Source organism: Streptomyces chryseus (genome assembly GCF_014650755.1).
GTDB classification, from domain to species: Bacteria; Actinomycetota; Actinomycetes; order Streptomycetales; family Streptomycetaceae; genus Streptomyces; species Streptomyces chryseus.
The window spans coordinates 206,709-229,421 of the sequence record NZ_BMVO01000008.1 but is presented as its reverse complement, the minus strand read 5'-3'; the positions used below and the strand labels follow the sequence as shown (position 1 = coordinate 229,421).

Here is a 22,713-nt window from a genome sequence, read left to right as displayed (position 1 = left end):
CCTCTCCCCGAGGGGACCGGTTACAGCCAGTCCCGGGGCAGGGTCTCGTTCCACGTGCGGGAGAAGACCCGCCGTTCGCCCTCGTACCCGTCGAGGGTCGCGTCGACGAAGAACTCGCTCTCGCTGCACCGCAGTGCGGTACGGGTCTCCACCCGCACGTCCCAGTCGTCCCGCCGGAACCGCATCGTCCAGGCCGATTCGCCGCCGACCGAGGTGAAGTCGTCGGCGGTGGCGGTGTAGCGCTCGTACGCGCGGCAGCCCACGTCCAGGCCGATGTCGTCGATCCGTACGGTGCCCCGGTCCTTCACGATCTCCAGCGCGGACTCGTACCCGATCAGGTCGCGCTTGACCTCCCAGCGCTGCTCGGGGGGCGACAGCCGGGTGGAGGCGAGCGGCGGGGCGCCCTCGGGCTCGCCGAAGGGGCGCTGCGGCAGCTCGTCCGGTTCGTCCGCCGGGCGCACCGGCAGCGTGAGGGTGCTCGACCGCTCGTGGACACTGAGCTGGACGGGCCTGGGCGGCGGCCAGGCGAGCGGCCAGTACGACGTGGACAGGGAGAGCCGGATGCGGTGGCCGCGCGGGAAGACCTGGGCGACGCCGTTGAGCTGCACGGTGGCGCGGTAACGCCGGCCCGGCTCCAGCGGTTCGGGTTCGCCCGTGCCATCGCGGTGCGTCAGGTTCAGCACGCCGTACGTGACCCGGGTGGCCCGGCCGTCGGGTGCCACGTCGGACAGGCGGGCGGCGACCGTGGCCACCGGTTCGCTGACGGTCAGGTCGAGTTCGACCGTCGGGGAGCCCAGGATCTCGACCGGCTCGCTCAGCACCGCGCTGTCGAAGACCAACGACCCGCCGTCCTCCTCGCGCTGGTCGTACGGCAGGTCCGGCGGAGCGTTGTAGGACGCCCACTTGCCGGCGAACTGCCCGACGGACAGCGGCGACTGCACGGTCATCGCGTCACCCGCATCGTCTCCCGCAGGCCCGGCCGCGCCGTCCTGCGGCGTGACGATGCGGTGCCGCAGCAGCGGATGCGCGACGGCGCGGATGTGCGGCGAGGGCCACTCGGGCTCGCCGACCCACCGGCCGGGCCGCTCCTCGTACGACGTCGAGGGCGGCACGCTGTCCTGCATCCAGGTCTGGAGCATGGGGCCGTCCATGACGCCGTTGTCCACGCCCTTCAGCCAGTGGTCCCACCAGCGCACGACCTCCTGGAGGTAGCCGATGGCGGGTCCCGGCTCGCCCAGGTGCGGGAACTTGTGGGACCAGGGCCCGATCAGCCCCTTGCGCGGCACCTCCAGGTTCCCCAGCAGCCGCGTCACCGCGTTTGAGTACCCGTCGGCCCACCCGCTGGACGCGAGCACCGGGCAGCGTACGGCCGTGTAGTCCTCGCAGACCGAGGCGTGCCGCCAGTAGTCGTCGCGACGCTGGTGGCGCAGCCACTCCAGGACCCAGGGGCGGGTGTGTTCCATCCGTTCGTGCCACATGTCGCGCCAGCGGTCGCCGACCACCGCCGGGTCCGGCGGGCACGTGGCGTACGCGAACATGGTCCCCGCCTCGGCGAGGTTGTCCGACAGCATCGCGCCGCCCATGTAGTGCATGTCGTCGGCGTACCGGTCGTCCGTGAACGACGCGATGACGACCGCGCGCAGGCTCGGCGGCTGCCGGGCCGCCGTCTGGAGGGCGGCGAACGCGCCCCAGGAGATACCCATCATGCCGGTGGAGCCGTCGCACCAGGGCTGTTCGGCCAGCCAGGCGAGGACCTCCTCCGCGTCGGCCTGCTCCTGCTCCAGGTACTCGTCGGCCAGCACGCCCTCGGAATCGCCGGTCCCGCGCAGGTCCACGCGCACACACGCGTAGCCGTGGCCCGCGATGTACGGGTGGTGGATCGAGTCGCGCACCGCGGTCAGGTCGCGCTTGCGGTACGGGATGTACTCCAGGACCGCCGGCACGGGCTCCTCGTCCGAGGAGACCGGACGCCAGACGCGGGCCGACAGGCGGGTGCCGTCGGACATGGGGACGACGACGTGCTCTTCTTCCTTCGTCGCGTGCGGCAGATTGCTCACGAAACGCATACGGCTGGGCCGCTCCTTCCCTCGGGTCCTCAGACGTTCTTCTGGTCGCGCCCGCCCGGCGTGGTCTCGTCGAAGACCAGGTTCAGGGCCGCCACACAGCGGTCGTACTTCTCCCGCAGTTCCTCCTCGCTGTCGCCGCCCGTGAAGATGTGGGCCAGCTCGTAGCTGTAGCTGTCCTGCTGCGGGGTGTCCGAGAGGCGCTGCCCCTCCTCGGGAACCACGTCGACCCGGACGCCCGGGATCTCCCGTTCGATCCGCTCGATGTCCTCGGGGGTGGGCACCTGACGCGCCGCACCGTCCGCGAACCACCGGTAGTACCACTTGGCGGCCACCTTGTACGGGCCCGCCCGGTGCGGCAGCGCGGGGTCCTTGCCCAGCGCGAGACTGATCATGCAGTGGTGGTTCGGGACGCCGTCGACGTACTCGAACAGCTCGGCGTGCGACTGCGAGTGCCGGGGGTTGATCTCCAGCAGGTTGATCGCGTCGGCCTGCGGGTCGTAGAAGTACTCGATGCTGAAGGTCGCCGCCTCCATGCCGATCTGCCGCATCACACGCTCCGACACGTCGTGCAGCCGGCGCACCACCGGCTCGGGCAGGGCGGACGGGTACTGGTGCCGCAGGAAGCTGGAGGAGTCGGGGTAGTTGATCGAGTCGAGGACGCCGTAGACGGTGACCTCACCGTTGTGGACGTACCCCTCCACCGCGACCTGGATGCCGGACAGCGCCTCCTCGGCCAGGCAGACCTGACCGCCGACCCCGGCCATCTCCTCGGGCAGGTCGAGCCGGTCGAGGATGTACTCGAAGGGCCGGCCCACCCGGGCGACGCCCTTGCGGATCTCGTCGACCGCCTCCCGGAACTCCTGCTGGTCCTTGACGCCGAAGGCCAGCTCCGAGGAGTACGACAGGGCGGGCTTCAGCCACATCGGGAAGTTCACGCCCTCGGGCGGGCGCGGGTCGTCCGTCTCCAGGTCCACCCGCCCGAAACGCGGATGCTCGTCGGCGACCTTCTGCTGTTCCAGCCGGCTCCAGTACTTGTGCTCGCACTTGACCACGGACTCCAGGCCGGTGCTGCGGGTGCCGTACCGCTCGCCGAGCATCGGCACGAGCGTGCTCACGGGGAAGTCCCAGTAACCGACGATCGCGTCGATGCTGCCGTCGAAGCCGTCCAGCACCTTCTGCGCCTTCTCGAACAGGTCCGCCACCGACACCTCGCCGTGCTGGAGCTCCTCGATGGTCAGAAGCGGGTGGAAGGCGTAGTCCTCCACGTCGGGCACGGCGCGCAGGGTCGGCAGGTTGGCCTCGTCCAGGCCCAGCACGAATATGTTCTTGCGGTCGCTCACTGACTCTCCTTCGTCGGCTCGTCCCGATCGCCTTCCTCGTCAGGCGCTTCTCACACATCGTGAGTACGGGGGACATTCGACGGGCGGGGCCGCGAGCCGTCGCGTTCCGCCGGTGAGAGCGCGGTCCGGACAGCCGCCGGACGGTCACGACCCGCTGACGAGACGGGACATCAGACAGGCCGCCGTGACGGCCCCCAGCAGCCGGACCTCGTCACCGTCGCGCTCGACCACCGCGACCAGCGGACTGCGCGTACGGGCCATCAGAGCCGCCACCTGCAGCAGACCGGCGTCGGGCCCGACCACCGGCGGCGCATACCTGCGGGGCGGCAGCCACTCGCCGACCGTCAGCCCGGCGATCTTCTCCGTGACCTCGCCGAGGTGCCGGTCGTCGATCACGGAGACGAGGAGCGGCTCCTCCAGCAGGTAGTCGGGCACAAGCTGCTTGATGAGCTGGGAGCCGGGCACGATGGCGTACGGCCGCTGGTCCGAGTCGACCACCAGCAGCGCGGGCAGCTTGTTCCCGGCGAGCAGCCGCGCCGCGTCCACCGCGTCGGCGTCGACCGATATGTGGGGGTAGGTTTCCGCGAGATCACGGGCGAGCATGGCCGTTCTCCTTGCCGGAGCGCAGCCCCTACGGCCGTGAGAGCGACGGCGTCACTGCGCCGCGGAGCTGTGGGGTGGAGAGGGCACAGTGGCGGCGCCGCCGGCCCGGACCGCCGCCACCACGGCGTCGTGCAGGTTCCGGCTGTCGGCCTCGGAGGGCGACGGCACGGGACTGCCCGCCATGGTGAACCAGTCCGCCGACCCGCTGTACTGCACGGCGATCCGCGCCTCGCCGTCGGCCCATGTGGTGTGCACCGTCAGGTCACCGGTCAGTACACCCACCTCTTCGGTGAGCACCCCGCCGCGGCCCGTCAGCACACCGAGCGTCGTCCATGAAGCCCAGTCCATGTTTCCAAGTCTCGCATCTGTGGCCGCATCCGCGACCAGCGTGAACAGGGTGTACGACGGGGGTGTCAGCCCTGGTCGCGGTCGTCCGCGCGCGCCTCGTCCTCCGGCCGGCCGGACCGCTCCCCGGGGCCGGACGTCCCCTCGGCGGCCTTCCGCTCCTCCTCACGGGCCCGGCGCTTCTCCTCCTCCAGCTGCTTGCGGACCTCTTCCGGCTTCTCTCCGAGCTGGTTCACGGCCCACTCCCTCGGTCGTCACGGCGTCGTCTCGCGGCCAGGCTCACACAGCGCCGCCGCGGCCGCACCCCGGCGGCCCTCGGCGCGCTGGGCCATTGGCCGGTCATTTCGCCCGCCGGGCAGGCGAACGCCCGGGGTGGTCGATAGCCTGATCAAGAGAACCAGGACACCGATGACGGCCACGCATCAAGAAGGGTGCCGATCGTCCGGCCGGACCAGGACCGATGAGATGCCGATCCCGGGGGTGCGCGTGCGCATGGCTCGCAGCAACGAAGATCCCCTCGACGCGGGCAACGCCGCCGGGCTGCTGGTGGACGGCGCCGGGACGATCCTCGGCTGCACACCGGCGGCCGAGACGCTCCTGACCCGCCCGGCCGAGGACCTCTGCGGGCGGCGGCTCCCGGAGCTGCTGGCCGACCCCGCCGGCTGGCCCGGGATCATGGCACGGCGCGACGGTCCCGTGTGGGAGGGCCGGGTCGCGGTGCGCGAGGCCGGGGGAGGGGAGTCCGACATCGTGTTCCGGGTGCTCCCGCTCGCCCCGGAACAGCAGGACCGCGGTGCCTCGCGCTTCCTCCTCCTGGGCGCGCCGTGGCCACTGGTGGTGCGGTGGCGGCAGGACCACGCCTTCATGCAGGAGCTGTTCCTCCAGGAGCGGGTCGGCTTCGCCATGTTCGACCGGGAACTGCGCCTGGTGCGGACGAACACGCAGCTTCTCCCGTACACCGGCCTGCCCGACGACCTGGGCGGCCTGCGCCTCGCGGAGTTCCTCTGGTCGGAGGACGCGCGCGTGATCGAGGAGCGCCTGCGCGACGTGCTCGCCACCGGGACGCCGCTGGTGTCCATGGACGCTCTCGTACGGACCCGGATCGAACCGGGGACGGGACGCATCATGGCCTTGTCCGCGTTCCGGCTCCAGGAGCCGGACGGGCGGGTCATGGGCGTCACCGCCCTGTTCACCGATGTCACGGACCAGCGGAGCGCCCAGGAGCGCCTCGACCTCCTGCACCGCGCCACCGCCGTCCTCGGCAACTCGCTGTCCGTCGCCGAGACCACACAGGACCTGGCCGACGTGCTGGTTCCCGTACTGGCCGACCTGGCGGCCGTCGACATCGCGGAAGCCGTGTTCGCCCACGAGGAGCCGGGCCCCGCCCACCAGCGGCACCACGTGCTGCGCCGGTCGGCCGTGGCGGGCACGGCCGACCGGCAGGAGATCGTTCCGCGGGTGGGCGGGGCCCTGCGGGTGGACATCAGCGAAGCCCCCAGGGGCCACGTCTGGCCGCGCCCCGCCGGCCACGGGCCGGACGACACCGACGGCGCGCCCGGCCCCATGCCCCCTCCGGTGCCCGGGCTCGACGTCCGCTCCGGCATGAGCGCGCCCCTGCGGGCGCGCGGCAAGCTCCTGGGCCGGGTCACGGCGTGGCGCACGGGCCGACGCCGCCCCTTCGGCGCCGACGACCTGGCCCTGCTGGAAGAGGTCGCCTCGCGCGCCGCCCTGGTGGTGGACAACGCGCGCCGGTACGCGCGCGAGCGGCACGCCTCCGTGAGCCTCCAGCGCAGCCTGCTGCCCCCGACGACGACCGAGACGGCCGCGGTCCAGAGCGCCAGCGTCTACCACCCCACGGACGCGGCCGGAGGAGTCAGCGGGGACTGGTTCGACGTCATCCCGCTGTCGTCCGCGCGGGTCGCCCTCGTCGTCGGAGACGTCGTCGGCCACGGCCTCCAGGCCACGGCGATGATGGGCCGGCTGCGGACCGCCGTGCGCACCCTCGCCGACCTGGACCTCGAACCCGACGAGCTGCTCACCCACCTCGACGACCTCGTCTCGCAGCTGACGATCGAGAGCAGCACGTACGAGAACGGCGCGGCCGGCTCCACGCCGCAGAGCGCCTACGACTCGTTCGGTGCCACCTGCCTGTACGTCACGTACGACCCGGTCTCCCGGCAGTGCGCCATGGCGAGCGCCGGGCACCCCCCGCCCGCCCTGCTGGCCCCCGACGGGACCGCCCGGTACGTCGACGTCAGCCCCGGCCCGCCCTTGGGCGTCGGCGGACTGCCGTTCGAGCCCGTGGAGCTGGAGATCGAACCGGGCAGCGTACTGGCGCTCTACACCGACGGCCTGGTCGAACGGCCGCGGGCCGATCTCGACGAGGGAATGGCGGCGCTCAAGAAGCGGCTGACCACCGCGAACGCCCTGGACCGCCCGCTGCGGGACGTCGGCCGCGAGGTGGTGGCGGACCTGGCCCCGAGCCCGCTGTCGGACGACGTGACACTGCTGCTCGCCCGCACCCGGGCGGTGTCCGCGCAGGACAGTGCGCGGTGGGTCCTGGAGCCGGACCCCGCGGTGGTCGCCGACGCCCGCGCCCTCGTGGTGCGCCAGCTGTCCCGCTGGGGACTGGACGAACTCGCCTTCACCACCGAACTGGTGGCGAGCGAGCTGGTCACCAACGCCATCCGGTACGCGGGCGGCGGCCCGGTCGAACTCCGGCTCATCCGTACGTCGACACTCATCTGCGAGGTGTCCGACCCCAGTAGTACGCAGCCCAGGATGCGCCGCGCACGGGCCACGGAGGAGGGCGGACGCGGGCTCTTCCTCATCGCGCAGCTCACCGAGCGGTGGGGCAGCAGGTACACACGCCACGGGAAGACCATCTGGACGGAACAGCCGCTGCCGGGCTCCTCATGAGGGCGAAATGTCGGCGAAACAGTGTGGCGCCGTTACGGCCGGGTACCCAGATGCCCGGACAAGGAGCAGACACCCCGCGGGAAAGGAACAGCGCATGTCCGAGGAAGCCGCGCGCGGCGACGACGTGTACCAGCCCGAGAACTCCGACGCGCAGAACCGGCCGACCGACGACCTCGACCTCGAGAACGCGATCGGGGAACGCGACCTGGACGAGATGCTGGACGAGGGGTACTCGCCGCCCGAGCGTGCCCTGGGGGTGACGAAGCACGGCACCACGGGTGAGGAGCAGCGCGAGGGTGAGTCCCTCGACCAACGACTGGCCCAGGAGACCCCCGACGTACGCCCGCCGGACGGCGACGACGTGGGTGACCTGCCCGGGGGTGAGGGCGAACCCCTGGAGGAGCAGGCGGCCGACACCCGCGCCGGCCGCATCGCCCCGGTGGCGGAGGAGGCGCCGCGGCGCAACATCGGCGTACTGGGCCGGGACGTGGGCATCGACGGCGGCGCGGCGTCTGCCGAGGAGGCGGCGATGCACGTCGAGCCGCCGGCGGACGAGGACGAGGTGTTGTAGTCCGCCGGTCCGACGGCACGGCACAACAGGCGGTCCGACGCGCGGAGATGCCACGGCTGATGGCACTGCACCGAGTGAAACCGGGCGCCTTGCTCGACACCATACGCAGGGGTGATGTCGAATGGTGGCACGCACGTGGTTCTGCGTGGACGACAGATGTGAGTAGCATCCGCCCCCAACAGTCGTGCAAGGAAAGTGAGCTGTCATGGCAGAGGACAACCCCTCGCTGCAGTCCCAGTACGCCGGCCAGGTCGACGCCGACCTGGAGCGCAACACCGCCGAACAAGAACGCATCCGGTCCGAGGTGGACGCTCTGCGGAGCCGGCTCGAGGCGCTGGAGAAGGACCACGAACTGCTGGTGAGCATGCGCGCGGCCCTGGGCGCACCGGCGGCGAGGAAGACCAAGCAGGTCAGGCAGACCAGGACCGCCGCCCCGACGGTTCCCGGTGCCAGGCGCGCGAAGGCGGCGTCCACGGACGACAAGAGCGCCGCCAAGCGCACCGCCGAGCGCACCGGTGGGACGGCGCCGGCGAGCACCGTGGCGAAGGCGGGCCGTACCGCGCCCCCGCTGCGTGAACTCGTCGTAGCCGTCCTCGCCAAGCACGACGAACCGCGCTCGGCGGCCGAGGTCACCCAGGAACTGACCGAGGCACACCCCGGACGCACGCTCAGTGTCACCGTGGTGCGCAACGCGCTGGAGGCCTCGGTCGCCAAGAACCAGAGCGAGCGGACCAAGCAGCAGAAGTCCGTGTACTACCGGGCCGTCAGGAACGACGGTGCGAACGAGGAGGCGGCCGCCGCGCCGTCCGCCGTGGGCGCGTAACGGACCGCGCGAAGACCGGCAAGCCTCGAACACGCGCTGAACATGCCGCCCACACCGTGCGTACTACGGGCTACCTGCGCCCGAGCCAGGTGTGGCGAAACGTCTCTGTGTCGACGACAGGAGCGGACATGACTGATCGCGTGGAATCGATGATGCAAGGTCTCCCCGGCGGCGGCGCCGAGCTCTCGGTGGTGCTGACCCTGCGATGGGACGACGTGGCCGCGCTCGGCCGGGAGGCGAGCCGGCTGGCCGAGCAGCGCGGGGCGCCCGTGACGCTCGACGAGGCGGCCAGCCACCGGCTGCGTACCTGGTCGTCGGTCGCGAACGCGCCGGACGAGCGCAAGAGCACGGTGTCTCCACCGGGTCCGCCGCCCGCCGCGCTCACCGGCACTCCCGCCGCCGACCGGGCCAGGCCGCACGTGGGCCACCTGAGCGAGACCGCTCCGGTGGCCTCCATCCCGCAGCACGCCGCCCCGTCGTCGCACACCCCGGTGGGAGCGGGCACCGCCGCGCAGAGGTGAACACCGCCCACGTACAGGGCCGTGCGCCGGTGGTGGGGCGCCCCGCACCACCCGCGCGGACGGAAGGGGGCCGGCGTCCGTCCCGGGACGCCGGCCCCCTTCGTCGTGTGCGGTCGCGCGGGCGACCAGTGTGCCGCTGCCCGGCCTACCGGGCCGCGGCGGACGCCCCCGTGCCGGCACCGTCCGCTCCCGGCAGGGTCCCCGCCATGTACGACGACCACACCCGCAGCGGCAGGAAGTCCCCCCGCTCCACGCCCGGTCCGCCCGCTCCGGACAACGGGAGCAGGGCGGCCTCGCCCGGCCGGGTCCGGAAGACGGTCACGGCGGTCGACAGTTCCTCGGTGTAGCCGACGAACCACGCGGCCCGCAGCCGGTCGTCGTCGCCGGTCCGCCCGGCGGCCACCGGCCCCAGCGCGCGCAGTGTGCCGGGTTCCAGGGCGTCCACCGCGACGTCCCGCATCGCCCGCGACACCTCGCGGGCCACCTCCGTGTCGAGCACCTGCCGGCCGGGCGGCCGCTCCAGCCCCTCCAGGCGTGTGCCCCGGTAGGTGACCGACGTGACCGAGTACGGGTCCGTACGCTCGCCGTCCTGCGCGAAGGTGGCGTATGCGTCGGCCATCCGAACGGCGCTGGGCGTGGAGGTGCCGGCGGAGAACCGCCGCTCCAGGGGCGCCATGCTCTGCGGCAACAGGCCCGTGCTGACCGCGAGATCGCGTACCTTCGCCAGGCCGACGTCCTCGCCGAGGCGGCTGTAGACGCTGTCGCCGTCCCCCACCAGCGCCTCGCGCAGGGTGGGAAGACCGGTGGCGAAGGGCAGGACACCGCCCGGGAACGGGCCGGTGCCGGCGCCCGTCCGCTCCTGGGGCGACAACGGCGTCCCGGAAACCAGTGCCCCCGTCCCGTCGTAGAAACTGTCGGTGGACACCGGCGGCGGGGGCACGGCGTTCCCCGCCGACCGCACACCGTGCTGGAGCGCCGCCGCCAGGACGAACGGTTTGAAGGCCGGACCGACCGGCACGCCCGCCGTGTCGGCGTTGTTGGTGAAGTGCCGGGTCGCGTCGGGACCGCCGTACAGCGCCAGGACCGCTCCGTCGCCCGGGCGGACCGACGCGGCGCCGACCTGCACGTCGCGGTCGGTGCTCCGGCGTTCGGGGTCCAGTGTGCGTGCCGTGACACTGTCGACGGTCTGCCGCAGCCGCTCCACCTTGTCGCGGTCGAAGGTGGTACGGATCCGGTACCCGCCGCGCCCCAGGTCCTCGGCGGTCAGCCCGGTGCGTTGCGCGATGTACTTGTTCGCCACGTCCACCAGGTAACCGGTCTGCCCCGAGAGGCCGGTGGGAACGGACTGCCGGCGCGGCTCCGGGAACACGGTGTACTTGGCCCGCTCCTGCCGCGACATGTGACCGAGCTCCACCTGCCGGTCCAGGACGTAGCGCCAGCGCGCCTCCGCCCGGCGGTGGTTCGCCTCGCCCAGGGACGGGTCGTAGTCCTGCGCCCCCTTGAGCAGCGCCGCCAGCAGCGCGCCGCGGCCGGGGTCGAGGTCCCTGGCGTCCATGCCGTAGTACGCCCTCGCGGCTGCCTGCACCCCGTAGGCGTTGCGTCCGAACCAGCTGGTGTTGAGGTACCCCTGGAGGATCTCCGCCTTGGACAGGGAGCGGGAGAGTTTGACCGACAGGCACAGTTCGCGCAGCTTGCGGTCCACGGTCTGTTCCGGCGTCAGGTAGGTGTTCTTCACGTACTGCTGCGTGATGGTCGAGCCGCCCTGGACCTGCCCTCCGCGCGCCATGTTCACCACCGCCCGGCCCACGCCCGCGACGGAGAAACCCGGGTCGCTGTAGAAGTCCGCGTTCTCCGCCGCGATCACGGCGTTCTGCAGGGAGGGCGGGATGTCGGACAGCGGGACCGCCTGCCGGTTGACCGCCCCGACGACGGCCATCTGCGTGCCGTCGGCCCAGTAGTACACGGTGGCCTCGGCGCGTGCGGAGGCGTTCACGTCCTCGATGCGCACGGTGGAGTACACGTAGGCGACCAGGGTGGCGACCGTGCCGCAGCACAGCAGCAGCAGAGCGAGCAGCTGGCGCCCGGACGGGACCAGCCGTGCCAGGCCGCGACGGCCCCGGCGCGGGTAATCGACGCGCAACCGCCGGCCGATGCCGGAAAGCCGGCGCGGCGGCACCCCCACGTTCCGTCCCATTCGACGCATCACAGATGCTCGCCCCTTTTCTGTACGATCACGGTCACCCTGCCGCTCCCTACTACGCGGAAAGGCCACCCACCGTTCAGGAGGCCCCGGGGGCCGGCCGGGCCAGCCAGTCAGCCACGGCGCCCGCGATCGGCTGGCCGGTCTCCAGCTCCACGAAGCCGAACTGCCCGCCCTGGTTGCACTCCAGGAACCACCACACGTTCTCGGCGTCCTCGGCGAAGTCGAACGCGGCGAACGCGAGCCCCGCCAGGTCGGTGTACTCACGTACGGCCCGGGCGATGCGGTCGGGCACACCGACGGGCTCCCAGGCGCTGCCGGTGTCGCCGTAGCGCCCGTCGACCTGCCCGGCCGCCGCGGCCTTCCGGGCGGCGAACATCCGGCCGCCGACGCTCGTCAGCCGGATGTCGGCGCGCTTGGGCACGTACCGCTGCAGCAGCGTGGGGCAGGCCGTGACGCCGCCGAAGTCCGTGCCGGGCTCGACGAGGGCGGTGGGCAGGGCGATCGCGCGGTCGCCGCGCGGGGGCCCCGAGAGGGACTTCACCACGACCGTGCCGTACTGCGCGGCGAACTGCTCGGCCACGCGCGGGAAGGTCGTGACGACGGTGGGCGGCACGGCGAAGCCGCTCTGGTGGGCGAACCGCAACTGCCAGGGCTTGAGCCGGGCCTGTTCCGCCTGGCGGGGGTGGTTCATCCACCGCGCGGTGGTGGAGTACAGCACGCCGTACAGCGCCTGGCCGGTCTCGGCGGTGAGCCAGCGCGACGGCTCATCGGCGTGCGCCGCGGGCTCGCCGGGCCGCCGTACCCAGATGGAGCGCAGCGCCTCGGAGCTGACCACCCGCCCGTCGACCGACAGGTGGCAGTGGAAGTCGCCCCGTACGTACTCGGCCGACAGACCGGCGTCGCCGGGCAGACCGGCGGGGTCCAGGCGCACCAGCGGGACTCCCCGTTCGTGCAGTCCGGCCACCACCATGTCCGTCGTGACGTCCTGGTGGCACGTCAGGATCAGTACGGTCATCGCGGAACGCGCCGGACGGTCAGTCGTCGAAGTGCGTCTGGGAGCCCGCCGTCGACGTGGTGGTGCCGACGGACAGGAGGAGGGCCCGGTCGCTGATGGCGGGACGCCCGTCGGGCAGCAGGTTGAGCTGGAGCGCGCTGCTGTAGTCGTACGGAACCGGTACGTCCGGCACCGTGTTCTGCTGGGCGTAGTGCAACACGAACGGTCGCATGGAACGGGCTCCTCGTCGCCTGATCATCGAGCGGTGTACAGAGGGCTGTACGCACGGGCAAGGCCGAGGATTCAGCATCGGCGATGTGATCCGCGTCAGTACGCCGCCCTACGCCGCCCTACGAAACCCTGCGATCCGCCGCGGGCGGCCGCAGCCTGAGGAAACCTTCGGGGCCGGGCTCGGGCTCCAGGCACGTCCCGAACGGCTGCCCCGCCCTCGTCAGGGCCTCGCACAGCCAGTCGGCGTCGGCCGCCGGCGCGCGGCGCAGTGTCAACCGGCGGGCCAGCAGCGGGGCGACGCGCAGACCGGTCAGCTCGCCCGTCCGCGCGTCGAGCGACGGGAAGTACAGCAGACGCAGGTCGTCCCGGTACCGCTCGTAGCCCCTGATGCCCTCGTAGTCGTCGACGAGGTCTCCGCAGCCGTACAGCACGAGCCTGCCCCGGTAGACCTCGATCGGGCGCGGATGGTGCGAGGAATGGCCGTGGACGACGTCCACGCCGCCGTCGACGAGCCGTCGGGCGAAGGCGGTCTGGGAGGGCGGCACGGCGTACCCCCAGTTCGACCCCCAGTGGATCGAGACGACCGTCAGATCGCCGTCCCGCCGCACGGCCCGCAGCCGCCGTACGAGGGCGTCCGCGGTGCGCCGGGAGAGGTCGGGCAGGAAGTCGACGCCCGGCCGGTCCGTCCCGGCCGCCCACCGCGCCGGAATCCCGCTGGAGGCCGTCCCGCACGACAGCACGAGCACCCGTCCGCCACCCCGCGTGGCGACGGCCGCCGGCCGCCGTGCCCCGGCCGCGTCCCGTCCCGCCCCGGCGGAGGTGAGACCGGCGGCGCGCAGGACGTCCAGGGTCTCCTCCAGGCCGCGGCGGCCGAAGTCCAGGACGTGGTTGTTGGCGAGCACGCACACATCGGGCCGCGCCGCCGTCAGACACGGGACGTTGTCCGGGTGCATCCGGTAGTTGACGGCCTTGCCGGGGGCGAAATCGTCGCTCGTCGTGACACTCGTCTCCAGGTTCACGACGCGGGCGTCCGGCGCCACGGCGTCCATCACGTCCAGCGCCGCGCCCCACGGCCAGGTGAAGTCCACCGGCCGCCCGGGGACCGTGCCGTGGGCGGCCTCGGCGAGTGCGACGTAGTCACGGGCGTCGCGGATGTACCCCTCCCGCAGCGCAGGGTCGCCGGGGTGCGGAAGGATCTGGTCCACGCCCCGGCCCGTCATCACGTCGCCGCTCAGCGCGAGCGTCACGGGAGTACGGCCCACGCGGCCCATTCTCGCACCGCGGGGCCCGTCCTCACCGGGCCGCTCGCCCCCGCCTCACTGCCCCGGGTAGGGAGGCTGCTGCGCGTACGGATGGGGCTGGTACGGCGGCTGGTCGGGCTGGTTCTGCGGAGCCTGGGGGTAGGGCGGGCCCGGTTGCGCCCGCTGCGCCGGATGCTGGTGCTGGTACCCGCCGTACACGGGTGCCGGAGCGGCGTTCCTGCGGTTGCGTGCTACCAGGATCACCGTGACGACGAGGCCGAGGACCACTACGGCCAAGATGCCCGCACCGATGGCAATCAGCATTCCCATGGACTGTTTCCATCCTGAAGTCGCTGGTGAGAGGGGTGGCCGGGGTGGCGGTGCCGACCCGGCGCCCGGCTCAGCGTACGTGATCGTCCTCCACCGGCCGGCCGGGCCCGGTGCCTCAGCGCCGGTAGCGGCCGACCAGGGTGCCCTCGGCCAGCTGCCGCCCGTCCACCGCCGCGTGCACGTCCTCGGCGCCCACCTCGTCGGCCAGCTCGACGGGCTCCGGGAGCGCGTACACACGGAAGACGTAGCGGTGCGCGTCGTCGCCGGGAGGGGGCAGTGGACCGCCCCAGCCCGACTCGCCGAAACCGTTCATCAGGGGCTGCCCGCCCTCCGGCGTCCGCCCTTCCGCCACGCCGCCGGACGCCGGGTCGATGCCCGTGACGATCCAGTGCACGAAGGTGCCCGACGGCGCGTCGGGGTCCTCGCACAGCAACAACAGCTCCGCCGTGCCCTGCGGCACGCCGGACCACGACAGGTCGGGGGAGACGTCGTCACCTTCCTTGGCGTAGCGGCGCGGGATGAACGCACCGTCGTCGAACGCGGAACTCCTGAGCTCGATACCGGCCATGCCCGAAGTGCTACCCCGCCCCGGCGCCCCACCGGCGAGCCCGTCCGCAAGATGCACCGGGTGGCGCAGCGACGGCTCTACCCCGGTGGCCCTGCCGCCCCGGGCGGGCCCGCGAGGGGTTCGGCGACCGCTGTCTGAGCGGGCCGCAGCAGGTGGCCGCCGACCCGGTAGCCCGGCCGGAGAACCGCGGTGCAGGTCGGCTGTTCGACGGTGTCGGTACGCCGGTACGAGACGGCCTCGTGCACGGAAGGATCGAAGGGATCGCCCGCCGCACCGAACGACTCCAGCCCCAGGGCCGCCAGTTCCGCCCGCAGCGCCCGGTCGACGCGCGCGAGGCCGTCGGTCACCTCGCCCTGCTCGGCGGCCCCGGCGAGGGCGTCGAGCACCGGCAGGAGCCGGCCGAGCACGTTGGCCACGGCGATCTCGCGGACGGCGAGCCGGTCGCGGCGCACCCGCTTGCGGTAGTTGTCGTACTCGGCCTTCAGCCGTTGCAGGTCGGCGGTGCGCTCCCGCAGTTCGGCGTCGAGCGCCTCCTCGCGGGAGGGCCGCGGCGCGTCGCCCGGGCCAGGTCCGGCCGGCCCGCCGGCGGCCCGCCGGGCCGGTTCCTCCGGCCGCGCGGCGTGCTTCGGCAACGCGCCGGGGGAGCCGCCACTGTGCCGCCCGTCCCGGACGAGCTCCAGCGACGGCGCCCGGTGGCCGGCCCTGCCGGTCGGGCGGTTCATCCCGCGCCTCCCTGCTGCTTGTCGTCGTCGACGATCTCCGCGTCGACGACCTCGTCCTCGCCCCGCGCCCGCGCTCCGCCGTCGCCCGGCCCCGTGGCCCCCTCGGCCCCCCGGGCGGGGCCCTGGGCCTGGGCGTCGGCGTACATCGCCTGGCCGAGTTTCTGGGAGACGGCCGCGACCTTCTCGGCCGCCGTACGGATCTCCGCTGTGCTGTCGCCCTCGGCGGACTCGCTCTTGAGCCTCTCCTTCAGTTCGCCGACCGCGGTCTCCACCTCGCTCCTCACGTCACCCGGAACCTTGTCCTCGTTGTCCTTGAGGAACTTCTCCGTCTGGTAGACGAGCTGCTCGGCCCGGTTCCGCGTCTCGGCGGCCTCGCGGCGCCTGTGGTCCTCCTCCGCGTACTGCTCGGCGTCACGGACCATCCGCTCGATGTCGTCCCTCGGCAGCGACGAACCGCCGGTGACGGTCATCCGCTGCTCCCTGCCCGTCCCCAGATCCTTGGCCGTCACGTGCATGATGCCGTTGGCGTCGATGTCGAAGGCGACCTCGATCTGCGGGAGACCGCGCGGGGCCGGCGGCAGACCGGTCAGCTCGAACACGCCGAGCTTCTTGTTGTACGCCGCGATCTCGCGCTCGCCCTGGAAGACCTGGATCTGCACCGACGGCTGGTTGTCCTCGGCCGTCGTGAAGACCTCCGAGCGCTTCGTCGGGATCGTCGTGTTGCGCTCGATGAGCTTCGTCATGATGCCGCCCTTGGTCTCGATACCGAGGGACAGCGGCGTGACGTCGAGGAGCAGGACGTCCTTGACCTCGCCCTTGAGCACACCGGCCTGCAGCGCGGCCCCCATCGCGACGACCTCGTCGGGATTGACGCCCTTGTGCGGTTCCTTGCCGGTGAGCTCCTTCACCAGCTCGGTCACGGCCGGCATCCGGGTCGAGCCGCCCACGAGGATCACGTGGTCGATGGCGGAGAGCTCGATCCGCGCGTCCTTGACCGCGTTGTGGAACGGCGCCTCGCACCGTTCCAGGAGGTCGGCGGTCAGCCGCTGGAACTGCGAGCGCGTGAGCTTCTCGTCCAGGTGCAGCGGCCCTTCGGCCGACGCGCTCAGGTACGGCAGGTTGATGTTGGTCTCGGTCGCGGCCGACAACTCGATCTTGGCCCGCTCGGCGGCCTCCCGCAGCCGCTGGGTGGCCATCTTGTCCTGGGAGAGATCGATGCCGTACGCGTTCTTGAACTGCTTGGCCAGGTGATCCACGATCCGCTGGTCCCAGTCGTCCCCGCCCAGGTGCGTGTCGCCGTTGGTCGCCTTCACCTCGACCACGCCCTCACCGATCTCCAGCAGCGAGACGTCGAACGTGCCGCCGCCGAGGTCGAACACGAGGATGGTCTGGTCGTTCTCCTTGTCCAGGCCGTAGGCGAGCGCCGCGGCCGTCGGCTCGTTGATGATCCGCAGCACCTTCAGGCCCGCGATCTCCCCGGCCTCCTTGGTCGCGGTGCGCTGGGAGTCGTTGAAGTACGCCGGAACCGTGATGACGGCGTCCGTCACGTCCTCGCCCAGGTAGCTCTCCGCGTCCCGCTTGAGCTTCTGGAGCACGCGTGCGGAGATCTCCTGGGCGGTGTAGCGCTTGCCGTCGATGTCGCCGCGCTCCGGGAAACGCCACTGCGCCTCGCCCATGTGGCGCTTGACCGACCGCGCCGTGCGCTCGATGTTCGTGACGGCCTGCCGCTTGGCGATCTCACCCACGAGGACGTCGCCGCTCTTCGCGAAACCGACCACCGAAGGCGTCGTCCGGGCCCCCTCGGTGTTGGTGATGACCGTGGGCTCGCCGCCCTCCAGGACGCAGACCACCGAGTTCGTCGTACCAAGGTCGATACCCACTGCACGTGCCATTGCCTTCTCCTCACCCTGCTCATCCGCTCACCCCGCGCTCCACCGGGTGGGGCCCACTCGCAGCGGAGGCTCGTCGTACCGGGGCGCAGGAGCGGGGCGCAGCCTCACTCGCACCGGGCGCGCGCCCCCGCCGCGGCCAGGACCGAGCCGGGCGTCGTCGTACGCCGCGCGCAGGACGGGGTCGTGCAGAGTCGTGTACGCCGCCACGACGTCCCTGAACCGTTCGCCCGCCTCCGAGTCGGCCGGACCGGCGTCGGGGTGCAGCGCGCGCACGAGCCCGCGGTACGCCGAGGTGATCTGCCCGGCCGAAGCGGTCGGCTCCACGCCCAGTACCGCGTAGGGGCCGGGTGCGCGGCCGGACGGGCCCAGCCCTGCCACTGCCCTCACCTCCCCCGCTCTGACCTGCGGAGATGGAGGAAACCCTCTTCAGAATCCTGGATAGAACGTGCCGACCCGCTTGTCAAGGCGTACGACGGGTGGACAGTGCGCCCGGTCGGGCGTTCCCTGGAGACAGGCCCACCGGTCCACCCCGCATCGTGAGCGAAGGGGGCGCCGTGAACGACACGTTCCTGGTCGGTGTTCACGCCACCGGCCCCGACAGCTGCCGGATCACCCTGGCGGGGGACCTCGACGTCGTCAGCGCGCCGGATCTCAGGCAGGCCGTGCAGGCGGCCGTGGCCGGCCATCGCAGCGTCCTCGTGGACTGCCGGGGCCTGACGTTCTGCGACTGCTCGGGGCTCAACGCGCTGCTGGGTGCGGCCCGGGCGGCCAAGGCCGGCGGAGCCGACCTGCGGCTGTGCGCCGTCCCGCGCGCCGTGGCCCGGCTCCTGCGGCTGTCCCACACCGGGGGCGCGTTCACGATCGAGCCCGAGCGGGCCGAGGCCCGGTAGGCGGGCGGCGGCGCCTCGCCGGACTCCGGCGAGGCGCCGCCGCTGCCGGGCGGGCGATCTGTCAGAAAGCGCCGTAGTTGACCTGCCACGTGGGCAGTCCCATGCGGCGCCACAGGGCGACCACACGGTCGCGGTCGTCCAGAGACACCCGCACCGCGTACCGATGACGCACGTGCCGGTCGAACAGCTCGGCCTTCACCACGTCGTCGCGGCGCCCGTCGCCCGCCGGGCGCATCCACAGCTCGTCGTACGGCACGTCGTACCGCCGCAGCCACGACTCGGTCTGTGCGCGGTACTCCTCACCGCGCCCGGACAGCAGCACGATCACGTCGTTGTCGGCGCGCCGGAACGCGTGCAGCGCCCGCCGTACCGCGTCGTTGAGCAGGTCGACCTCGCACCGGGTGAAGTCGTACGGCCCGCGGTCCCCGGTCAGGGCGAGCGTGCCGTCGATGTCGCACATCACCGCGGCCGGCAGCGACGGGTCGGGCACGTACGGCTCGACGGGCGCCTCGTCGTTCAGCCACGCGTCGGTGAGCCGCCATCCGCCCCGCCTGACCTGCGCGTGCTTGTCGGCCAGGATCCGGATGACCTCCTCGCCGACGCGCTTGTCCCGCTCGGCGTCGCGGCGTACGCACTCCTCGACCGGTACGTCCGTGAAGTCGTGAACGGTGAACGTGGCCAGGCCCGCGACCGCCGCTTTCAGCCGCTTGGGGATGTGCGGCGTCATGTGGGTGTTGTCGACCACCACGTCGAAACCGCCGTCGACGGCCGCCCGCACCGCGGCGTCCTGGATCGCCAGCACCGTCTGCTCGTGCGCCCACGACCTGCGCTCGGCCGCGGGAAGGTCGAGCATCGCCCGCAGGTCGTCGAGGTTCACCCGGCGCATCCGGCCGTCGGCCTCGGCCTGGAGCTCGCGCGCGGCGGTCGTCTTGCCCGACGCGGGCAGCCCCGTCATGACATGTACTACGGGCACGGGTCAGTTCTCCTCGTCGGTCTTGAACGGGTCGGCCGCCTCAGGCCGCACGGCACGCCACACGACAAGGTCCGTCGGGCGTCCGTCGAGCCGCAGGAACAGGGCGGCCCGGATCCGCGCGTCGGGCAGTTCCTTGACGGCGCGGGCGAAAGCGGCCCGGTCGCCGGTCAGAGCGGCGAGCTCGCGGAACGCCTCGTCGATGGCGGCTTCGAGCGCCGCCGCCTGGGCCTCCAGGCGCGCGATCACCCCGCGCACCCAGGCGTCGAACTCGTCCGGCACCTGTTCCAGCAGGGCGTCCAGCGGCCGTCCGCCCGCCGCCGTGATGCCCCCGAGCTCGGCGCGCGAGCAGCCCAGGCCCTGGGCCAGCCGTTTCGCGGACATCCCCGCGAACCGCTGGATGCCGTGGCCGCGCCAGATGTCCCGCTCGGTGACGCCTGTCATCACCTTGTGGAGCCGTACGTACTCGGACAGCTTGGCCTTCGCCCGCACCCCGGAGGCGAAGCGCAGCACGAAGCCCTCGGCGTCGGTCCCCGTCGCGGACCGGCCGCCGGGCAGCGTGTTCGCCTCGGCCAGCGCGATCAGGTCGGCGAGGGGCACGGCGGGCCACACCGTGACCACCGACCCGACGCCCTTCCATGCCGCGCCGGCCTCCGCGACGGGTATCTCCGTGCCGTCCCGGCCGAACGCCGCGAGGAGCACGAGGTCCCTGCGGTCGCCGTAGTCGACGACGACGCGGTTCTCCGGGTACACGATCTCCGCGAGGTACGTCACGCCCGGCGACAGCGCCGACGTGTCCTGGGCGTCGAGCCGGCGCTGCGCCCACCTCGCCTGGGCGCTGATGAAGGAACCCTTGGACGCGACCCGCCAGCGGCCGGCGTAGTGGAAGACCACCGCGAGGCTGCCGTCGACCTTGTCGTACACCTCGAACGGCTCGTCCGGCAGAGCGGGCGCGTACGGCTGACCGGCCTCGTGCTCACCGACGTTGAAGAACTTCGGCAGCGGCAGCGCGACGATCTCGCCCGTGGCGTCGTCGGCCACGAGCCCGCGGCACCGCGTCGTCACCTCGTTCCAGATCCGCTCGTACTGACACGTCCGCGTGTAGGTGTAGATCGACAGCGGCAGCTCGGGGTGCGGCTTGCGGGTGACGTGCCCGGCGTCGAGCGCGGCCGCCAACGCGGCCGGCGGCAGCAGTTCTTGCAGAGTCAGGTACGCCTGGCTCATGGTCCCTCCCGGTTTCTGATGCTCCATTCTTTCGTGGGGGAGGGACCGGCCGACACCGAATAAGTGCGGGCCGCCGATGGGCCGCGCAGGTCAGAGGGGGGGCGGAGGGGACGGTGCTACGAGGGCCCGGGCCGGGACGGAGGCCGCGGGCGGCGCGGCCGGCCCCGCAGCGCCCGGTCACGCAGCGGCCGCAGAGCCGACGCGAACCGGTCGGCGTACGCGGGCCGGTGGCGGCCGCCCCGCGTCCACAGGATGACGCCCGCCGTCAGGCACGCCGCGCCGACGAGGGAGCCCAGCCAGGAGTACGCCATGCCCGAGCCGGTCTCCTCCCGGTGCAGCGCGGCCGCCTGCGCGGCCGGCGCCGGTGTGGCCGGCGGGTCCTGGGGTACGGCCGACGGCTGCAGCGATCCGACCGGGTGGACCCGCCCGGCGGCGGCGAAGCCCCAGTCGAGCAGGGACCGGGCCTCCTCGTACACGGCACGGCCGCCGCCCCGTCGCGGGTTCATCACCGTCACCAGCAGGCGGCGCCCGTCGCGTTGCGCTGCGGCGATCAGGGTGTGCCCCGCGCGGGTGGTGTAGCCGTTCTTGAGACCGATGATGCCGGGGTACCGCTTGACCCCGTCGCTGCCCGTCAGCAGCCGGTTGGTGTTGCGGATGCCGAACGTCCAGGTGGGCGTGCCGTCCCGGCGTGTGCCTCCGGGGAAGCGCGTGGCGGCGGTCGCGGCGTACTGGGCGAACTGCGGGTCGGCGAGCCCGGACCGCCCGAAGACGGCCAGGTCGTACGCCGAGGACACCTGGCCGGGGGCGTCGTACCCGTCCGGCGAGACCACATGGGTGTCCAGCGCGCCCAGGGAGCGGGCCTTGGCCTGCATCTGCGTCGCCGTGGCCTTCCAGCCGCCGTTCAGCTCCGCCAGCACGTGGACGGCGTCGTTGCCGGAACTCAGGAAGACGCCCCGCCACAGATCCGCGATCCGGTAGGTGTGTCCCGGATTCACGCCGACCAGGCTGCTGCCCTCGCCCACGGCGGCGAGTTCGGTAGGGGTGACCGTGTGCAGCGCCGTGCCGGAGAGCCGGGGGAGGGCGGTGAGCGCGAACAGGGTCTTGATGGTGCTGGCCGGCGGCAGCCGCCGGTGGGCGTCGTGGGCGGCCAGTACGTCGCCCGTGGTCACGTCCGCCACCAGCCACGACAAGGCGGACACCTCCCGGGGCAGCGCGGGCGCACCCGGCTTTGGGCGTACGTGGGTGCCCATCCGGTGCAACAGGGCCTTGCCGACGGACGCGGGCCGCGGCGGCGGCAGGGGATCGTCGAGGGGGGCGGCCGCGGCCGTTGGCGGCAGGAGGGCCAGGGCACCGAGAACGGACGCCGCACCGGTGAGAGCCCCGCGAACACTGGACAGGGTGATCATGTGACCAGCGTAAAAACGGACCGCCGCACGCGCAGGGCCGCTGGGCCGACCGGCCGAACCCGGCCGGCCCTCAGGTGGTGCCGGGGTGACGCCTCGCCACATAGACGGTGTTGGACGACGTTCCCCCGCGCAGCGGATTGGGGAAGTCGACGACGTGGGCCTCGGCCTCCGCGAAGACCTCGACGAGCGCGGAGTGGAACCCGTCGTCGGGCGGGTCGTTCGACCAGAGCGCGAAGACGCCGCCGGGGTGCAGACGGTCCGCCAGGGCGCGCAGCCCGTCCGGCCGGTAGAGCGCCGCGTGCCGGGGGTGCAGGACATGGCGCGGCGAATGGTCGACGTCCAGCAGGACGGCGTGGAACCGGCGGCCCGGCACCCGGGGGTCCAGGCCGCGTGGGTCCCCGGCCATGGCGAAGAAGTCGCCCTGGACCAGACGGCACCGGGGGTCCGCCGCCAGGCGGGAGCCCAGCGGTACGAGCCCCCGCCGATGCCAGTCGATCACTTCCCCCAGCGCGTCGACGACGACCAGCGCGCGCACGCGTGGGTCGTCCAGGGCCGCCTGGGCGGTGTACCCGAGGCCGAGCCCGCCCACGGCGACGTCGAGCCCGGTGTCCGGCAGCTTCGCCAGGCCGAGCCGGGTGAGTGCCGTCTCGCCGGCCGTGAACAGGCTGGACATCAGGAACTCGTCGCCGAGCTTCACCTCGTACACGTCGGTGCCCGACTCCGGATCGCGCCGCCTTCGCAGGCTGATCTCGCCGAGCGGGGTCGGGCGCCAGTCCAGCTCCTCGAAGCGCGCACCCATGCGTTTCCCCTTCCTCGGTTTCCTCGGGTCCGCTCCGGCACCCGGGACGCGAACG

General features: G+C 72.7%; 23 protein-coding genes. 5 read left to right on the top strand and 18 right to left on the bottom strand.

The features are described from left to right. Positions 1–20: 20 nt before the first annotated feature. From IE185_RS15830 to IE185_RS15810, 5 genes are all read right to left on the bottom strand, one after another. On the bottom strand, positions 21–2,066 hold the full coding sequence (locus IE185_RS15830) for a CocE/NonD family hydrolase (RefSeq protein WP_138896561.1): 2,046 nt from the start codon (positions 2,064–2,066) through the stop codon (positions 21–23). A gap of 29 nt (positions 2,067–2,095) precedes the next feature. Next, positions 2,096–3,406 (bottom strand): ATP-grasp domain-containing protein, encoded by a 1,311-nt coding sequence (locus IE185_RS15825; RefSeq protein WP_138896560.1) that lies wholly within the window; start codon positions 3,404–3,406, stop codon positions 2,096–2,098. A gap of 144 nt (positions 3,407–3,550) precedes the next feature. Next, the gene (locus IE185_RS15820; protein ID WP_138896559.1) at positions 3,551–4,009 is read right to left on the bottom strand and encodes a CBS domain-containing protein; all 459 of its coding nucleotides are present in this window, start codon (positions 4,007–4,009) and stop codon (positions 3,551–3,553) included. Between the two features lie 51 nt (positions 4,010–4,060). Next, entirely contained in the window at positions 4,061–4,357 is a 297-nt protein-coding gene (locus IE185_RS15815) for a hypothetical protein (RefSeq protein ID WP_138896558.1), read from the bottom strand. Between the two features lie 65 nt (positions 4,358–4,422). Continuing rightward, a complete protein-coding gene (locus tag IE185_RS15810; protein WP_167518997.1) occupies positions 4,423–4,590 on the bottom strand; it encodes a hypothetical protein in 168 nt (55 codons plus the stop codon). A 256-nt stretch (positions 4,591–4,846) separates the two neighbouring features. On the opposite strand from IE185_RS15810, the gene IE185_RS15805 reads away from it, so the two are divergent. The 4 genes from IE185_RS15805 (at position 4,847) to IE185_RS33160 (ending at position 9,188) form a co-directional block, all read left to right on the top strand. After that, the gene (locus IE185_RS15805; RefSeq protein WP_229843536.1) at positions 4,847–7,273 is read left to right on the top strand and encodes an ATP-binding SpoIIE family protein phosphatase; all 2,427 of its coding nucleotides are present in this window, start codon (positions 4,847–4,849) and stop codon (positions 7,271–7,273) included. Between the two features lie 94 nt (positions 7,274–7,367). Next, positions 7,368–7,844 (top strand): DUF5709 domain-containing protein, encoded by a 477-nt coding sequence (locus IE185_RS15800; protein ID WP_138896849.1) that lies wholly within the window; start codon positions 7,368–7,370, stop codon positions 7,842–7,844. Between the two features lie 205 nt (positions 7,845–8,049). Beyond that, complete coding sequence (locus IE185_RS15795; protein WP_138896850.1) at positions 8,050–8,667, top strand: hypothetical protein; 618 nt, start codon at positions 8,050–8,052, stop codon at positions 8,665–8,667. Between the two features lie 128 nt (positions 8,668–8,795). Next, the gene (locus tag IE185_RS33160; RefSeq protein WP_229843535.1) at positions 8,796–9,188 is read left to right on the top strand and encodes a hypothetical protein; all 393 of its coding nucleotides are present in this window, start codon (positions 8,796–8,798) and stop codon (positions 9,186–9,188) included. Between the two features lie 145 nt (positions 9,189–9,333). Here the strand turns inward: IE185_RS33160 and IE185_RS15785 are convergent, their stop codons facing one another. The 9 genes from IE185_RS15785 to IE185_RS15745 form a co-directional block, all read right to left on the bottom strand. Beyond that, positions 9,334–11,382: a transglycosylase domain-containing protein gene (locus tag IE185_RS15785; RefSeq protein WP_138896851.1), complete on the bottom strand. Its 2,049-nt coding sequence runs from the start codon at positions 11,380–11,382 to the stop codon at positions 9,334–9,336. An 85-nt stretch (positions 11,383–11,467) separates the two neighbouring features. After that, positions 11,468–12,406 (bottom strand): ATP-grasp ribosomal peptide maturase, encoded by a 939-nt coding sequence (tgmB, locus tag IE185_RS15780; RefSeq protein WP_138896852.1) that lies wholly within the window; start codon positions 12,404–12,406, stop codon positions 11,468–11,470. Positions 12,407–12,425: 19 nt separating this feature from the next. Beyond that, positions 12,426–12,617 (bottom strand): putative ATP-grasp-modified RiPP, encoded by a 192-nt coding sequence (gene tgmA / locus IE185_RS15775; RefSeq protein ID WP_138896853.1) that lies wholly within the window; start codon positions 12,615–12,617, stop codon positions 12,426–12,428. Positions 12,618–12,735: 118 nt separating this feature from the next. After that, positions 12,736–13,887, bottom strand: coding sequence for a CapA family protein (locus tag IE185_RS15770; RefSeq protein ID WP_138896854.1), 1,152 nt, complete (start codon positions 13,885–13,887; stop codon positions 12,736–12,738). A gap of 45 nt (positions 13,888–13,932) precedes the next feature. After that, positions 13,933–14,187, bottom strand: a complete 255-nt coding sequence (locus tag IE185_RS15765) for a hypothetical protein (RefSeq protein ID WP_138896855.1) — start codon at positions 14,185–14,187, stop codon at positions 13,933–13,935. A 115-nt stretch (positions 14,188–14,302) separates the two neighbouring features. Further along, positions 14,303–14,755, bottom strand: a complete 453-nt coding sequence (locus IE185_RS15760) for a YbhB/YbcL family Raf kinase inhibitor-like protein (protein WP_138896856.1) — start codon at positions 14,753–14,755, stop codon at positions 14,303–14,305. A gap of 77 nt (positions 14,756–14,832) precedes the next feature. Next, positions 14,833–15,477: a nucleotide exchange factor GrpE gene (grpE, locus tag IE185_RS15755; protein WP_138896857.1), complete on the bottom strand. Its 645-nt coding sequence runs from the start codon at positions 15,475–15,477 to the stop codon at positions 14,833–14,835. After that, positions 15,474–17,369 carry a molecular chaperone DnaK gene (gene dnaK / locus IE185_RS15750; RefSeq protein ID WP_189715351.1) on the bottom strand — a complete coding sequence of 632 codons (1,896 nt, stop codon included), beginning with the start codon at positions 17,367–17,369 and terminating at the stop codon, positions 15,474–15,476. Before dnaK ends, grpE begins: the two co-directional genes overlap by 4 nt. Positions 17,370–17,396: 27 nt before the next feature. Then, positions 17,397–17,747, bottom strand: a complete 351-nt coding sequence (locus IE185_RS15745; RefSeq protein WP_229843533.1) for a J domain-containing protein — start codon at positions 17,745–17,747, stop codon at positions 17,397–17,399. 176 nt (positions 17,748–17,923) lie between these two features. On the opposite strand from IE185_RS15745, the gene IE185_RS15740 reads away from it, so the two are divergent. Continuing rightward, complete coding sequence (locus IE185_RS15740) at positions 17,924–18,259, top strand: STAS domain-containing protein (RefSeq protein WP_167518841.1); 336 nt, start codon at positions 17,924–17,926, stop codon at positions 18,257–18,259. 61 nt (positions 18,260–18,320) lie between these two features. Here the strand turns inward: IE185_RS15740 and IE185_RS15735 are convergent, their stop codons facing one another. The 4 genes from IE185_RS15735 to IE185_RS15720 form a co-directional block, all read right to left on the bottom strand. Beyond that, entirely contained in the window at positions 18,321–19,232 is a 912-nt protein-coding gene (locus tag IE185_RS15735) for a phosphatase domain-containing protein (RefSeq protein ID WP_229843532.1), read from the bottom strand. A gap of 3 nt (positions 19,233–19,235) precedes the next feature. Then, entirely contained in the window at positions 19,236–20,453 is a 1,218-nt protein-coding gene (locus IE185_RS15730; protein WP_138893847.1) for an RNA ligase, read from the bottom strand. Positions 20,454–20,569: 116 nt separating this feature from the next. After that, positions 20,570–21,859 carry a D-alanyl-D-alanine carboxypeptidase family protein gene (locus tag IE185_RS15725; RefSeq protein WP_138893848.1) on the bottom strand — a complete coding sequence of 430 codons (1,290 nt, stop codon included), beginning with the start codon at positions 21,857–21,859 and terminating at the stop codon, positions 20,570–20,572. A gap of 70 nt (positions 21,860–21,929) precedes the next feature. Next, positions 21,930–22,658, bottom strand: a complete 729-nt coding sequence (locus tag IE185_RS15720) for a polyamine aminopropyltransferase (RefSeq protein WP_138893849.1) — start codon at positions 22,656–22,658, stop codon at positions 21,930–21,932. Positions 22,659–22,713: the final 55 nt, after the last annotated feature.